The sequence below is a fragment of the Methyloglobulus morosus KoM1 genome (assembly GCF_000496735.2).
Lineage (GTDB): Bacteria > Pseudomonadota > Gammaproteobacteria > Methylococcales > Methylomonadaceae > Methyloglobulus > Methyloglobulus morosus.
The window spans coordinates 20,937-36,015 of sequence record NZ_AYLO01000067.1 but is presented as its reverse complement, the minus strand read 5'-3'; the positions used below and the strand labels follow the sequence as shown (position 1 = coordinate 36,015).

The window sequence follows — 15,079 nt, the reverse complement described above, 5'->3', positions numbered from 1 at the left end:
GAAGCAAAGCAAGTATTGTATCCTGCTTCAGTTTTCTAAAAAACTTAACAGGTCAACGCAAACTCTCTTTAAATCATGTCATTATGACGGCATAACTTGTTTAATTGTGCCCCCAATAGCCGACCATGGCTTAATATTGACCACTTTGCATATTACACGTTTGGCCTGCTGCGCCAGTACAAGGAAACAATGAATTCATCAAAGGGTAAAGTAGAATACTATATCCGCATTCTGTTCACCCGAATGCCCCATTTTTATTATGAGTAGTTAGATGTTATTTCCCATGCCTGTCATTGTAGGTGCCCGATCGGGCACCGCATTATTGCGCCTTATGCTGGATGCTCATCCCGGGCTCGCAATCCCTCCCGGAACAGGATTTTTGGCGCTATGCGCCAGATCAATCCATGAGTGTGCTGGCGCAAGCCTGGCGGCACGAGATGTCGTCTGATGAATTACGTGAATTTGAAGCTAACTCCGACGAATGGCTGAACGAGCTTGGCTATCTGCAACAGGGGGCGTAACCATGCCTGCCCCGGTGATTCATTGTGAGGGGCTTGGCAAGCGCTTCCGTCTGTACGGAAAACCCAGCGACCGTCTTCTCGAAAGTATTTTGCATACTATAGGTGGCAGACTTGCTGGAAATCGGGCTAATCTGGGCCGTGATTATTGGGCTTTGCGCAATATTTCTTTTACCGTATCGCCGGGTGAAACCGTTGCCATCATTGGTCTTAATGGCTCGGGAAAATCGACGTTGCTGCAACTTATCGCCGGAATTCTTAGCCCTTCGGAAGGCGTTGTCCGAGTCAAAGGCCGGGTTGCTGCTTTGTTGGAATTGGGTGCAGGGTTTCATCCCGAATTCTCGGGGCTGGAGAATATCCGCATCAGCGCTTCTGTGCTCGGTTTAAAACCCAAAGAAATCGATCAACGCCTGGAGGCTATTTTGGCGTTTGCCGACATCGGCGACTTCATTGATCAGCCGATTAAAACTTATTCCAGCGGCATGTATGTGCGCCTGGCTTTCGCTATTTCCATTCATGCCGACCCTGACATCCTGATCGTGGACGAAGCGCTGTCGGTTGGCGATATGGCCTTCCAAAGTAAATGCATGGCGCGTATCCGGCGTTTTCAGCAAGAGGGGAAAGCACTGCTGTTCGTAAGTCACGATGTTGGTACGGTGAGGGCCTTGTGCGATCGGGCCATTTACCTCGACCATGGCGCCCTGATTGATATTGGCGCTACCGGCAGTGTGGTCGACCATTATCTTCGCGATATACACCAGAAGGTTGATAGTGGAAACCAAGCTGTTTTCGTTTCCGATCGGACACCTTCGCCTCAGTTGTTGCCTACTGACAAAGCTAATGACCTGAGTCGGCGTTACGCCGACTTCTTGAAAAGTGTACAAGGCATGCAATATGGCTCAGGCCAGGCATGTATACGGTTGGTCGAGTTAGTGGATACCGATGACTTGCCCCTGGAAATCGCCGAATTTGACGCAGTGGCAAAAATACGAATCTGGGTCGAATGCCTCGCCTCCTGTACCGTCTCAATCAATTACAAGATCAGGGATAGGAACTTGATCCCGGTGGCCGGTGCGGACTTCCTCATCACCGGACAAGACCTGTTGGAAATGAGTCCCGGCGATAGCTATTGGGTGGAATACTCAACTAGGCTACCCTTAATGGACGGCACCTACAGTATCCGCGTATCAGTCACCATACCAATCGCCAGACATGAACAAGCGGTTTTCGTGGATGTCGTTGAGGTTTGTTGCCCATTTAAAATACTTCCATCCCATCTTGGCAAAATCTATACTTGTGCTTATTTATCAAATGAAGTTGCAATAAAAGCAGTCGAATAAATAATATCATGAAAATTAATGACCTGCCCGAACCCCCTCGTTGTGCGCTCATAGTCGGACATCCCGGACATGAATTGCGGATTTTAGGCTGGGTTAAAAGAATGCAACCAATTGTTGTCGCCCTGACTGATGGTTCCGGCCATATAGGGCAGTCTCGACTTGAAATCAGCAGAAAATTTCTGGGAGAGGCTGGGGCCACTCCGAGCAGGTTGTACGGTATGTCGTCCGACAGGGAAATTTATAGCAAGATCCTTGAGCAAGATCATCTGTTTTTTCTCGGATTAGCCGAATCTGTCGCTAACCTGTTGATCGACCAGAGTACCGAATTTGTCGCTGGCGATGCCATCGAGGGATATAACCCCTCACACGACCTTTGCCGCCTAATTATTGACCGAGCAGTGCGCCTTGCCTCGAATGAACGGGGTCAAATCATCAAAAACTATGCATTCCCTTTGGTAGGAGACCCTTCGCTCGGAGGTTACTTTGAAAATAATATGACAATCAAGCTTTCCAGCGACGAGTTGACATTTAAGCTATCAGAATCGCAGCGATATATCGAAAAAACAGGGGGCGTACTGGCTTCAGAAGTTGCTATATCGGTGACAAATTATGGAAAGGCGGCATTCGGTACAGAAGTTTTTCACGTTGAGGACTCCAGCGCCGCCTTGGCCAACTTCGAGCAAGAGCAGCCTTATTACGAGCTTTATGGCGAACAACAGGTAAAAGCCGGCTTTTACAAGCAAGCCATTAAATACCGGGAGCATATAGCGCCCCTTGCCAGGAGGCTTTTGCAATGACCCAGTCCAGACATCATCCGGGATTGCGCGTCCTGATTACAAATAATACGCTTGCCAGCCGGGCAGGATCTGAGCTGTATGTGCGCGATGTCGCATTGGCGCTGCTCAGGCGTGGCTATAACCCGATCGCTTACAGCTCGATATTGGGTGAAGTTGCGGAAGAATTACGCAGGGCCACCGTTCCCGTTATCGATAATCTGAGCGCACTGACTGTCGCGCCGGATTTGATCCACGGTCAGCATCATCTGGACGCCATGACCACTATGCTGCGTTTCCCGCGAACACCGGCGCTTTATTTCTGCCACGGCTGGCTACCTTGGGAAGAATTGCCGCCGTTATTTCCATCGATCGTACGCTATATCGCAGTGGACGACCTATGCAGTGAGCGCCTCCTGACAACTGCCGGTGTACTACCGGAAAAAGTCAAAACTCTCTACAATTTTGTTGATCTGACGCGATTCAAATCCCGTCCGGCACTACCGGAAAAACCGCAATCCGCACTTATCTTCAGTAATTACGCTGCGGAAAGTAATTTTATCGGAATGATTCGCGCTGCCTGTCGGCGGTTTGGAATTGATCGCATCGATGTCGTCGGACTGAATTCAGGGCATTCAGTATCCAACCCCGAAGAGGTGTTGCAAGAATATGACGTGGTGTTCGCCAAGGCTAGATGTGCTCTCGAAGCCATGGCAGTTGGCTGTGCCGTAATCGTGGCGGACTTCCCCGGCCTAGGTGGAATGGTCACTACAGAGAACTTGAAGGAACTGCGCCGCCTTAATTTTGGCGTTCGTACCATGCAATCCGCACCGATCTCGGAAGAAAACATTTACGCTCAGTTGAGCCACTACAACGCAAGCGATGCCAAAAAAGTATCTGAATGGATTCGTTATGATGCCGATATTGAAAAAGCCATTGATAAACTTGAAAATTATTACCATGAGGCACTTTCTGAAGCAAAGCCAGGTATGGACGACACGATACAGACATGGAACTCAGCTGCATCGGATTACTTGTTTACGCTAGCCCCGATCATCAAGACGCGTGCTTTGGCGGAACAGCGGGCCGCCCTGGCAGACCGACTTTACAGTGAAGTGCAGTCGCTGACGGAACAAAATGAACAGTTGCAAAATGCAGTGCATACGCTAACGGAACAGAATGACCGATTACAAAATCGACTCCTTGCAACGCAAACCGAGTTGGCGGCGATATACGCCTCACGAACATGGAAAGCATTTTCCGGCTATCGGAAATTTAGAAGATGGTTTAGATAATCGTCCGAAGCACGCTTTCGTAAAAAACAGCGATAACCGAAATTGCGAAATGGTTGTCCCGTCAATGGGACTTCCCGATCAAGGCTTTCACTCCTGTACCGTCACAAAAGACAACTTGCCGATGCCTGAGCGTTGGGCGCAAGCCATCACCTTGGCGACGGCATCGAACAGGGCCGACTTGTCGGCCTGGAGCTGCAGGTTGATGTCCGGGTCTTTTTCTTGCAGGGCCTTTAGCTCGGCCTCGAGATTCCCCAGTGGCACCCGACGGTCGTCCAACATGGGTTGCCCGTCCGGCGTAACGCTCAGGACGGTGATGTGCTGGTCGGGCGCGGGTTCGGTCTGTTCGGTTTTCGGCAGCTTGACGCGAACGACTTGCGTCAATAACGGCGCAGTCACCATAAACACCACCAGCAACACCAACATGACGTCCACCAAGGGCGTCACGTTAATCTCGCTCATTTCGCCGTCGTCGTCATTTTGGGTTTGCATTGCCATGTGTCGTCACCGCTGGTTGTTGAGTGGGCTGCTGTTGGAGGTGCCCTTTGATGGTCGCCTGCAGGAAATCTTCCGCAAAATGCTCCAGCTTGGCATTGGCGCTACGGTTTAGGCGAATGAAGAAGTTATAGCCCAACACCGCCGGTACGGCGACGGCAATCCCTATGCCTGTGGCGATCAGCGCTTCACCTATCGGGCCAGCCACCACATCGAGGCTGGCGGAGCCTTTGCTGCTGATTTCCCGCATGGCATCCATGATACCCCAAACGGTGCCGAACAGGCCGACAAACGGGGCGGTGCTGCCAAAGCTGGCCAACCAGCCCAGGCCAGAATCCATTTTTGCCTTTTCCTTTTGGATTTGTTGCTTCAACGCCCGTTCGATCAAGGCATGCCAAGCGGCATATTGGTCGATTCGTAACCCTTGTTGGTCGGGGATTTGGGCCAAGATCCGCTGGCCGGCCTGGTAAATTTGTCCGAGCGGAGACTTGGCTTTCGCTGGGCCTACGTTTTTATGCAACGGTTGCTGTTCATTGAGACCTTCGTTTGTTTTCAAAAAAAAGAAATTACGGCAGGCATTAAAGCCCCACTCGCCCAGCTTGAGCAGAATGACGCTCCAGGTCAGCAATGAAAAGCAAGCCAGCAGCCAAAGCACGAAGTTGACGACCCCCGCTTCCGATGAAAAATCCAAATTCAAAACAGTCTCCTAAGGTAAATGATGATGTGGTTAGTTTATTTTTAATGCGTACCTGAAAGCCCCTTCACCGGTTGGGCAAGAATGGCTTGCATTGATTGCGTTTGCGCTGAACCTGCGAAAGCCCTGTGCCATCAACCATGGCAACCCGCCCATCGCTTCAATCACGCAGGCTAAATTCAATCGGCACGGTCACCCAACTTGCCATAGGCGTGTCGCCGCGTTTGCCGGGCACGAACCGCCAGTTCCTGACCGCCGCCACGGCAGACTCGTCGAGTACGTCATGACCGCTGCTTCGCGCCACATTCAGGTTGGCGCAACGTCCGTCGGGCGTAACGTACACACGGAGCAACACCAGGCCCTCCCAATGTCGGCTACGGGCAATGCCAGGGTAATGCGGCTTGGGATTGTTCAAATAGGCGGCAAAGGCACGGGCCTGGCTCACTTTGCCGGATTCGCTGCGCTTGGAGTCACTGTCCGCTTTCGTGCCGACGACCGGGTTGTCCTGCGCGGTGTCCTTGATGGGCGCCGAATGGGCTTGCGTTTGCGGTTCGGCTTTTTCTTCCTTGACCACCGGCTTTTTGATGTCGGCCTGGGTCTTTTCTTTGGGCGGAATAGGCTTGGGTTTTTTTACTGGCTTGGCTTTCGGTTTAGGTGGCTTGGGCTGCGGAGGCAGCGGCTTGGCCTCTTCCGGTGCGCCGGAACTGGGCGCTTCCAGGGCGATGTCGATCATCGGCAACGCTTTCGCCTCGGTAATCAATTCGGGCACGGGGCGGTTGGCGTGCCACATCAATACCAGGCAATGCAGTACGCAAGCCAGGATTGCCACTAAGGCCACTGAGAGCGCCCGTCGCCAGGTGATGGGCAATGACAGCCCCAACGGCAGCGGGGACGGTTCTCCCCTCAGGGTTTCAACAAAGAAAACGGTCACTTTTTATGTTTAGGTTCGGTCAGTTCCGGCGACAATAACGACAATTGCAGGTACAGGTCAGCCATCTGCTGCTGCATTTTTTCCAGGCATAGCTTCATGTCACTCAACTGGCTTTCCAAATGCTCAAAATGGATTTGGAAATAGCGGGCGGCCGGAAACTTGCTCTGGTCTGGGCTTTCATCAATGGGCGGATAATAGATTTGTTTGAGTTGGGTCGGTTTTGTCGGCATTTTTCCTCCTCTTTCTCGCTCACCTTACATAAGACGTTTCAGGCGGCAAAATCCCTCATCAGTTTGATAAAGTTTTTTGCTTGTTTTGTGCCCACTTGAATTGACGCTTGTTTTAAAAAGAAATATCCCGATAGGGCGTAGTCCATTTTTTTGCCGAACTAACAGATTTTTGCAAGGTCGCCCTGACATCCTCCAAAATCGCATAACAAGCAGGGATCAACAATAAGGTGGCCGCCATGCCGAACAGCAAGCCGAAGGTCAAGGCCAAGGTCATCGGCACAAGGAATTTGGCCTGTTCGCTGGTCTCGAACAACATGGGCAGGAAACCGGCCAGATTGGTCAGTGCCACCAGGATAATCGGGCGGAATCGTGAGGTGCAGGCTTCGACGATCACTTCATGCAGGCTGATTTCCTCGCCCTTGCGGTTTTGAATGTAGTCCAGCAGTACGATACTGTCATTCACCACCACACCGCTGGCGGCGATCATGCCGATGACGGACTGGAACGACAGGGTCAGGCCCATTGCGCCGTGGATGAGGACGGCACCCAGCCAGGCCACCGGCACCGCCAACATGAACAATAAGGGTTGCAAATAGGAGCGGAAACTCACCGCGATCAAGGCGTAGATGGCGACCAATGCAATGACCGTGTTGGTTTTCAAGCCTTCCTCAAGTAATGCCGCTTCCTCCTTGGCTTCCCCGGCGGAAATGTCGACATGGGGGTAGTGCGCCATTAAGGAAGGAAACAGGCTGGCTTCTAGGTTTTTGAAAACGGTCTCGCCTTTGATACCGCTATTTTGGGCGAGTTTGGCATGAATTCCGGCCTTGCCCATCCGGTCTTCCCGTTCCAATGCACCAAAGCCTGGCGCGTAATCAAAGGTGGCGAGAGTGCCTAATGGCGCTTGGCTACCATTGGGCAAACGTATGGGCAGGGATTTAAAGTCCGGGAGCGATTCACGTTCCATTCGTGGAACCCGAGCCATAATCTTGACTTCATCACGGCCTCGGATAAAACGCTGCACCGTTTCACCGGCGTATGCCGCCCTTACTTGCTCGGCAAGATCTTGAACCTTGATCCCTAACCGCCCTGCTTCAGGCGTTAAGGCAAATCGCAACTCCGGTTTGCCAGGACGACGAGAATCTTCAATTTCAGTTATATCGGGGAAATCGGCGACCTTTTCCTTTAAGATATTGACAACGGCGTCCAACTCGCGCGGATCGGGCGACCTGACCTCGATTTCCAGGTCCACCACATCCTGTTCGGTGGGAGTATGGAAGTCGGGCTTAAAATCGCCCATGTTAGGGATATGTTGATACCAGCGGTCGATCAAGTCCTTAATATGGAACTGTTGGCGGGCTGCACTGGAAAACTCCACCCAGATGGTCGGATCGACTTCCTGCAAAAACACGTCCAAGCCTTCAATCACTGAAGGCGAACCGGGCGGTTGGGTTGCGTTGAGTTCAGCTTCCGCTTTGTTAAGCCCGACCAAAAACTCTTGTACTTTGGCTTTGGTTTCGGCGTAGGGCGTTCCTAAAGGCGGCATCAAATGGACGTGGAAATTGTCATAACTAATGTCTTCTTCCAGCGATAACTTAACGTAATCGACATGGATCAACACCCAGCCGATCAGGATTGCGCTGGCAAAAAAAGCGGCGACGGCATATCGCCACACGAGGCAGGACTGTAGCAAGGGCCGGTAAACTTTACTCAAGAGCAGTTCCAACCCCCGATTCAATACTTTACGGATACGGTCGAGATGGCTCGGTTTTGCCGTAGGTTTCACTTCGTGCGCCAAATGCGCAGGCAGAATCAACAAGGCTTCAACCAGGGAAAAAGCCAGCGACAAGATCATCACTACCGCCACCGGCTTCATGAACATCAACGCCCAACTGGGCGGCACAAACAAGCCAGGAAGAAAAGTGATCAACCCGATACTGACCCCCAACACCACCGGCACCCAAACGTCCTGAATGCCGCGAATCGCACCACGCAAGCCTGTCATGCCCTGGCTTTGCAGTTCATGGATACGCTCGCTGACGATGATCGCATCATCGACCAATACACCCATTGCCAATACAAAACCAAATAATGACAACATATTCAGGCTGACATCGAACATCGGCAAAAACCAGATGGCCCCAAATACCGACAGCATAACCCCCACCGCCGCCCAAATCGCAACCTGGGTGCTCAAAAACAGCAGCAGGACGATAAAAACCAGGATAAAACCGCTGATACCTTCAAGTTTCAAGGTATCCAACAATTCCGCAAAGGAACGGGCATTGTCGCGCCGCAAGGTGTAATGGATGCCTTCCGGTAAGCTGTTAGACAAGGTAAGGACATATTCGCGCACCGCTTCGGCGGTGGCGACCAAATCGTTTTGCGCCATCACCCCAATAGTTACCGAAGGCTGGCCGTTGCTCCAGTATTCAAAAACTTGGTCGTCAAAGCCATCGGTGATAGTTGCCAAATCGCCCAATTTAACCGCCGTGCCATCGCTACGGCTGCTGATGGGGATTTCCCTTAGCGCATCGGCATGGTAGGCGGTATGTTTGGAGCGCAGTTGCAACTCGCCCGCATTGGATTTTAATACGCCGCCTGCCACGTCAATAGAGTTATGGCGAATGGCTTCCGCGACTTGCGCCAAGGTCAACCCGTATTGCCGCAAGCGTTCGGAGGAAATTTCGACGCTGATTTCGTATTCGTTCTTGTTCCAGATTTTAGTGGCACGTACACCGGGCAATACACCTAAATCGTCACGGACTTTTTCCGCTAAATGCCGTAGTGTTAGCGGGCCTGCATTCCCATACAACACCACGGAGATGGCAGGATATTCCCAAGCGGTATCGTCGATCTCGATTTTTTCCAAGGACTTGGGCAAGGTCGTAATGGTTTGGGTACGCACCCTGATGCTGCTGGACAATTCGCGGGTGGAATAACCTTGCTCGACTTCCACCCCAATCTCACAAAGTCCTTCCCTGGCAACGCTTTTCAAGCGCTTGATACCCGTTAGGTCGTGGACAGCTTCCTCAATCGGGATGCATACCCCTTCCTGCACTTCAGTCGGCCCCGCACCGGGGTACTCTGCCGTGATTTCAATGCGAGGAGGCGCAAAGCGCGGATAGGCTTCTTTGACGATAGTCTGCAAGGTATGCCAACCACCTAGGACGATCAGTATCATCAAGAAGTTTGCCGCGACCGGATTGGCGGCAAACCAAGCGAGTAACGAGCGTTCGGTCAATAGCTTGTCGTTCATTTAGCCACAACCGCTGTCTGGTCTTGTTGCGTCGATGGGTTTGAGAGCTTGACCCTCATCCCTGCTATCGGCAAATCTACGCCTTCCACGACGATGTGTTCGCCCTGTGAGATGCCCTTGGCAACAATAATGCGGTCTTTATCGTTACGCAATAATTCGACGGTATGCAATTGCAAACGTCCGTCCTTATCGACGCTATACACTTGATTACCACCGTATAAAGCCGTTTTGGGCAGGCTGAGCAGGTCGTAGCGTTCAATGCCAGCAATTGTTGCCTTAACGAACACACCGGGCATCAACGCGACCTTGCTTTTGTCGGTTTTAAATGCATGACGGATTTCGGCTATTGCATAGAGCATGGCGTTTTTATCGTCCAGGTCGCTGGATGTCCGTACGATATGGCCGTACCAGTGTTGGAGGTGGTCGCCCAGTTGGGTAGCCAAATGAACTTCTGGGAAATTTTTGTCGCCGTCATTTGACGGCGACAAATTTAAGTGCGCAAGCTGGTCGGTTGCAATCGGTAGCCTGATTTCAGCACTGTCGTCAGCATAGAGCTTGGCTATTTTCTCCCCCGAGTTCAAATATTGTCCAGGCAAGACGCGCTTATCGCGTACCCAACCGTTAAATGGGGCAGTCAGCCGGCAACGTGCCAGTTGCAAATTGGCCGCCGCTAAGTCGGCTTTAGCGGCGGCCAATTTAGCTTCTCGTTCTTTTAGTTGCGGTTTGTGCAGCACATAATCCGTGGCCTTGCCGTTGCCCAGGGCTTGCCATTCGCTTTCGGCTTGCAGGGCTTCTTCCCGTTCCCGCAACAGCTCCTTATGCGCTTCGGCTACGGCGGCATAGGCGCGGGTGACGGCAAACTCATAGTCACGGTTGTCAACCATCAGCAGCAGTTCGCCTTTCTTGAAATAGCCGCCAGGTGCAAAATTAGGATGTGCCTTGACAACTTTTCCGGAAACTTCCGGCACCAAGTCGATTTCTATTTTAGGCAGCACCACGCCTTGTGAAAGTACGTCCATCCGCACGACTTCTTGTTTGGCAGTGGTCACAGTGACGATGGGCGGCTCATGTTTGACTTTTTTGACCTTGGCTTCATCGGCTTCGGTTTTATGGGCGATAAGCCACCACGCCCCAGCCATACCCAACGCCAATAACAGGAAGGGCAAGGCTATTTTCAGCAAAAGCAAGGCGACAGGTTTGTCCGGCTTGATGTTCATGGTCAATAGATAGGGCGATCAACAAAAAATCAAACTTCTGCGCCCAATGCCAGATACAGGTTAATCCGGTTATTCAAGAGCAACCGCTGCACGATGAAGTACTCGCTTTGGGCGCTCAGGGTACTACGGTAGCTGTCCAATAAGGTCAAAATCTGGATCACGCCGCGGCGATAAGCGTTGATCGCCGATTTACGGCTTTCTTCGGTTTGCAACACATTGGCATAGAAGGCTTGTTCCTGTTTTCTAAGCCATTCCTCAGCGGCAAGGCTTTGCTCAACTTCGCTGAATGCGATCAAGGCGGTTTGGCGGTAATTATTTAAGGCTTCCTTCACATTGGCGTTTTGGAGGTCGATTTCGCCCGTTAACTTGCCGCCAGTGAATAATGGTTGGGACAATCCCATCAGAAAATTCCAGGCGACGGCGCGGGGATCGATTAACTCAGCCAATGACGAGCTGCGGATACCTCCCGCTGCCGTCAGCGTAACCCGTGGCAATAAGGCTTTCTTCGCACTGGCAACGCGGTAGTCTGCCGCTTTCAGGCGATCAAATGCCGCTACCAAATCGGGACGGCGTTGCAAAATCTCTGCCGGCAACCCGGCTTGCAAAGGTTCAGGAGGATTCGGCAATTTGGCTTGGCTGCCCACTTTGCCCGCCGGATAGCGGCCTAGCAGTACCTCAAGCTGACGTGCAGCCTGCTGCACCCGATTACGGACATCGGCCAATTGTGCTTCGGCGGATGTCAGGTCAGTCAACGCCAAGCGTAAATCCAAACCTTGGGTCAGTCCACGATTAAAGCGCCCTTGCACCAAATCAACGACGGTACGGCGGTCTTTAATGGACTCTTCCGCCACCTTAACCTGCAAATTGGCTTCGGTTAGCACAAAATAGGCCTGTGCAGTACGGGCAGCAAGAGACAACCTAGCTGCACGAAAATCGTATGCTGTCGCTTGGGCATCATAAGAAGCCGCAGACTGGAAATCTTTGATCCGCCCCCACACATCCAATTCCCAGTTGAGGTCGAACAGGGCTTGAAAAGTGCTTAACTTATCCGTCGGTTTACCGACTGCGTGATTTTCTCCACGTTCGTATCCAGGGCTAAAGGATAACTGCGGAAACCGTCCGCTCCCGGCAATCTTGACCGACGCTTTGGCGGCTTCAACCCGTGCGGCGGCGGCTTGTAGGTCGAAATTGGCGGCCAGCGACTCCTTGACCAGATCCTGTAATTTCTGATCGGCAAATCCGGCCAGCCAGGACGGCGGGACAACTTGGTTATCCGAGTTGGCTTCCCAGCGCGTCGGCATGTTTTTGACGGGTAGGGCTTCGTCGCGTTTTGGTGGCGTTTCGCACGCCGCCAACATAAGCGCAAAAAAACCGAATACTATAAGGCGCATGGTTTTAACTATTATTTTTCTACAAAACAGGGAGTTACTTAAGAAATATCTGAACAAGTTAATTCCGTTCATGGGTGGATCAACTCACCACGAACGAAATTAACACCTTACCCTTCGTCCTGAGTTTGTCGAAGGACTTGTTCAGGGATTTCTTAAGTTTAAAACTGAAATTCGCGAAACATTGGATGTCGGCAACATTTCTACTATGAGATAAGACGTTTGAGCGGTGTAAAAACCCCACGGGGGAATGAATATTTTTGGATTATCATAAAAAGCAGAGAGCGCAGCACCCGTAAATCGCGGGTGTAATCGGGTTGCCCAAGTAATTATTGACCGCCGCCGGACGGGACATATTGTCCCGACCGTAAGGTTTCAACGCAGTTCAAAGATGCCAGCATCGAAAAAACGTAAGTGACTGGGTAACATACCCCACCACGCGGAGAATTTTAAAATTCCACCTTAACAGAACCCATAAACGTGCGCGGCTGGCCGACATTTACAGTAAAACGGTCGCCTAATGTCGCGGTGTAGTATTGGTGATCCAAGAGGTTGTCGATATTAAACTGCAAGGTGGTTTTCGCTTTAGGCAAGGGCAACTGGTATTTCACTAACATATCCACCCGCCCCCAACCCGGCAATTGATAGCTATTAAGATTATCCCCCTGTTTCTGGCTTTGGAAATACACGCCGGCACCCACGCTGAAGCCGCGTAAAGTATTGTCTTGCACATCGTATTTAGCCCACAAGCTGCCCGCATTCCTTGGCACGTTCCATAACCGGTTGCCGTCAAGTACGTTACCGGAAAAGTCGGTGCTTTTAATGATGTTTGCATCGGTATAAGCATAGCTGGCGATCAGGCTCAAGCCCTCGGCCACTTGCCCAGAGACATCGATTTCCACACCCTGGCTACGCGCGCTGCCAATCAAATCGGAAAAGCCACGCCGGGTGTCAACAGCGATATTTGATTTTTTCAGGTCGTAGAATGCGACATTGGTGGTCAAGCGCTCGTCAAAAAAAGCGGTTTTGAAGCCGATTTCAAATTGCTCGCCAATTTCCGGCGGCAGGGCTTTTCCGCCAAAGCCGATATTACCATTGCCATTGCCCATAGATTCCACATAATTGCCGTACAGCGACAACCACTCCCAAGGCTGGTACAGCAATCCTACCCTTGGGCTAAAGCGTTCGGCCTTTGATACATTTTGATTGGCCTTAGCTTCCTCGGGGGACGCAGCGCCAAAGTTACTGGCGTCAGTTACCCAATCGTATCGGCCACCGCCCAGGATATGCAACTTATCAAACAAGGTTATCTGATCCTGGAAATACACCCCGTTTGAATGCGCCGTGCCGCTGCCAAAATCGCCAAAAGCATGCGGGACTGCCGACAAATTTAACGGCCGGTAGCGCGGATTGAATATATTGATCTTAGGGCCTTCAACTGCTTGGAAATCAAGCGTATCGTTATCGACGCTATAGTTTTCCCAGCCCACCGCGACCTCATGTTTAACATCCCAGGTGGCAAAGCGTCCGTTAAGGTTGACATTGCCGTAAAAATAGTCAGAAGGATTTGAACCGCCGAAAAAGAATCTGCTCAATTCGCCATAGTTCGGTTGGGCAGGGTCTTCTTGTAACCCAGATGCGCCGGTTTGCGGGTCTACAGTGTGTCGCCGGAGGTGGTCAAATCGCGCCTTCACTGTCCAGTCGTCATTGAACGCATGGGTCAATGTCAGCATTGTATTGTACAGTGTGCTATTGGATAAGTCGGTAGAAGGCTCGCCCAGGAAGCGGTTAATAGGAATGTTGGCGGGTCGATTGCCCAAGGCCACAACGCCATGATCATCCACCGTGTCTTCATCGGAATAGATAAAATCCAAGTCGAGTTGGGTACGGTCAGTAACTTTCCAAGTCAGCGAAGGCGCTAAAAAGATACGGTCCGTAAAGGCAAAATCTCGGAAAGAATTCTTATTAAGGTATTCCAGATTTAGCCGATACAGTAACGAACCATCGGCATTGAGTGCGCCGGTGGCATCGGCAGTCGTACGATACAGGTCATAGGATCCGAACTGTTGCTGCAAAGCGTAGTAAGGGGTTGCTTGCGGACGCTTGGTGACGATATTGATCATGCCGCCGGGTTGGATACGTCCGTACAAGTTTGCCGCCGCACCCTTGACCACTTCAACACGTTCGGCATTGGCAAGCGTCAGTTTGCTGGCCGGCCAACGAAAGCCGTCCAAATAATTGTTAAACTGAGTGCTAAAACCACGGATCATAAACTCCTCGGCAAAACCACCGAAACTAAACCCCTGAAAAACGCCACTGACGTTTTTTGTGGCATCGCCGACTTGGATGGCTTGTTGATCCCTGATAACGGCTTTAGGAACTACCTGAACGGATATAGGTGTTTCCATAAGCGGTGTATCGGTGCGGTTTGCACTGGCGGCGCTTGTCACCGAGTATGATTTATTGTTTGGGTTGTTGGCATCGTAAGGGTCATAAGGGCCTGCATCCGCCTCCACCGTCACTTTCGGCAAGGTCTCGCCGTTGCTTGTGTCGGCCACCGTCATCGCCGATGCGCCGGATTTCAACGTCACCGTGCCGTCGGAGGCAACAGCCGGAATTAGGCCGCTGCCTACTACCAGTTGTGCTACCGCTTCACTGGTGCTGTAATTGCCGCTGAGACCTGGGCTGTGTTTGCCGGATGCACTGGCTTCGGTGTATAGCATGGCCGTACCGGATTGTTGGGCAAAGGTTTGTAAGGCAGTGGACAAAGGCTGGGCAGGAATGTCGAAATGGCGTTTTTCTTCGGCATTTGCCGATAAGGCAAATGCCGCGAACATGGCAGCAGTTAACGGTTTGAAAGCCAATGGCATAGCAGGGTTTCCTCATGTTATTTTGGGTTCATGAGGTAAAGACGTATCAGTGGAAAAAAGCCGCCATACAAACAG

At 51.6% G+C, this 15,079-nt stretch carries 12 protein-coding genes; 4 read left to right on the top strand and 8 right to left on the bottom strand.

The features are described 5' to 3' along the window. Positions 1-299: 299 nt before the first annotated feature. The 4 genes from MGMO_RS09590 to MGMO_RS09575 are packed head-to-tail and all read left to right on the top strand — an operon-like array spanning position 300 to position 3,926. A complete protein-coding gene (locus MGMO_RS09590; RefSeq protein ID WP_152976333.1) occupies positions 300-521 on the top strand; it encodes a hypothetical protein in 222 nt (73 codons plus the stop codon). After that, the gene (locus tag MGMO_RS09585; protein WP_161808480.1) at positions 482-1,858 is read left to right on the top strand and encodes an ABC transporter ATP-binding protein; all 1,377 of its coding nucleotides are present in this window, start codon (positions 482-484) and stop codon (positions 1,856-1,858) included. The genes MGMO_RS09590 and MGMO_RS09585 overlap by 40 nt, the downstream gene beginning before the upstream one ends. 8 nt (positions 1,859-1,866) lie before the next feature. Beyond that, positions 1,867-2,655, top strand: a complete 789-nt coding sequence (locus tag MGMO_RS09580) for a hypothetical protein (RefSeq protein WP_023494854.1) — start codon at positions 1,867-1,869, stop codon at positions 2,653-2,655. Continuing rightward, positions 2,652-3,926 carry a glycosyltransferase gene (locus MGMO_RS09575; RefSeq protein WP_023494853.1) on the top strand — a complete coding sequence of 425 codons (1,275 nt, stop codon included), beginning with the start codon at positions 2,652-2,654 and terminating at the stop codon, positions 3,924-3,926. Before MGMO_RS09580 ends, MGMO_RS09575 begins: the two co-directional genes overlap by 4 nt. A gap of 87 nt (positions 3,927-4,013) precedes the next feature. Here MGMO_RS09575 and MGMO_RS09570 read toward each other — a convergent pair whose 3' ends face one another. The 8 genes from MGMO_RS09570 to MGMO_RS09535 form a co-directional block, all read right to left on the bottom strand. Next, positions 4,014-4,421 carry an ExbD/TolR family protein gene (locus MGMO_RS09570; protein ID WP_023494852.1) on the bottom strand — a complete coding sequence of 136 codons (408 nt, stop codon included), beginning with the start codon at positions 4,419-4,421 and terminating at the stop codon, positions 4,014-4,016. Then, positions 4,399-5,115: a MotA/TolQ/ExbB proton channel family protein gene (locus MGMO_RS09565; RefSeq protein ID WP_023494851.1), complete on the bottom strand. Its 717-nt coding sequence runs from the start codon at positions 5,113-5,115 to the stop codon at positions 4,399-4,401. Before MGMO_RS09565 ends, MGMO_RS09570 begins: the two co-directional genes overlap by 23 nt. Before the next feature lie 157 nt (positions 5,116-5,272). Then, complete coding sequence (locus tag MGMO_RS09560; protein WP_023494850.1) at positions 5,273-6,043, bottom strand: energy transducer TonB; 771 nt, start codon at positions 6,041-6,043, stop codon at positions 5,273-5,275. Next, the gene (locus MGMO_RS09555) at positions 6,040-6,273 is read right to left on the bottom strand and encodes a hypothetical protein (RefSeq protein WP_023494849.1); all 234 of its coding nucleotides are present in this window, start codon (positions 6,271-6,273) and stop codon (positions 6,040-6,042) included. The genes MGMO_RS09560 and MGMO_RS09555 overlap by 4 nt, the downstream gene beginning before the upstream one ends. 112 nt (positions 6,274-6,385) lie before the next feature. After that, on the bottom strand, positions 6,386-9,529 hold the full coding sequence (locus tag MGMO_RS09550) for an efflux RND transporter permease subunit (RefSeq protein WP_023494848.1): 3,144 nt from the start codon (positions 9,527-9,529) through the stop codon (positions 6,386-6,388). Then, complete coding sequence (locus MGMO_RS09545; protein ID WP_023494847.1) at positions 9,526-10,746, bottom strand: efflux RND transporter periplasmic adaptor subunit; 1,221 nt, start codon at positions 10,744-10,746, stop codon at positions 9,526-9,528. The genes MGMO_RS09550 and MGMO_RS09545 overlap by 4 nt, the downstream gene beginning before the upstream one ends. 29 nt (positions 10,747-10,775) lie before the next feature. Continuing rightward, on the bottom strand, positions 10,776-12,137 hold the full coding sequence (locus tag MGMO_RS09540) for an efflux transporter outer membrane subunit (protein ID WP_023494846.1): 1,362 nt from the start codon (positions 12,135-12,137) through the stop codon (positions 10,776-10,778). A 446-nt stretch (positions 12,138-12,583) separates the two neighbouring features. Then, positions 12,584-15,004, bottom strand: coding sequence for a TonB-dependent siderophore receptor (locus MGMO_RS09535; RefSeq protein WP_023494845.1), 2,421 nt, complete (start codon positions 15,002-15,004; stop codon positions 12,584-12,586). Between the last annotated feature and the right edge of the window lie 75 nt (positions 15,005-15,079).

Bases quoted from the DNA above. Each gene is read 5' to 3' on its own strand.
- MGMO_RS09585 (WP_161808480.1), top strand. From the start codon at position 482: ATGGCTGAACGAGCTTGGCTATCTGCAACAGGGGGCGTAACCATGCCT.
- MGMO_RS09580 (WP_023494854.1), top strand. From the start codon at position 1,867: ATGAAAATTAATGACCTGCCCGAACCCCCTCGTTGTGCGCTCATAGTC.
- MGMO_RS09575 (WP_023494853.1), top strand. From the start codon at position 2,652: ATGACCCAGTCCAGACATCATCCGGGATTGCGCGTCCTGATTACAAAT.
- MGMO_RS09570 (WP_023494852.1), bottom strand. From the start codon at position 4,421: ATGGCAATGCAAACCCAAAATGACGACGACGGCGAAATGAGCGAGATT.
- MGMO_RS09555 (WP_023494849.1), bottom strand. From the start codon at position 6,273: ATGCCGACAAAACCGACCCAACTCAAACAAATCTATTATCCGCCCATT.
- MGMO_RS09550 (WP_023494848.1), bottom strand. From the start codon at position 9,529: ATGAACGACAAGCTATTGACCGAACGCTCGTTACTCGCTTGGTTTGCC.
- MGMO_RS09545 (WP_023494847.1), bottom strand. From the start codon at position 10,746: ATGAACATCAAGCCGGACAAACCTGTCGCCTTGCTTTTGCTGAAAATA.
- MGMO_RS09540 (WP_023494846.1), bottom strand. From the start codon at position 12,137: ATGCGCCTTATAGTATTCGGTTTTTTTGCGCTTATGTTGGCGGCGTGC.
- MGMO_RS09535 (WP_023494845.1), bottom strand. From the start codon at position 15,004: ATGCCATTGGCTTTCAAACCGTTAACTGCTGCCATGTTCGCGGCATTT.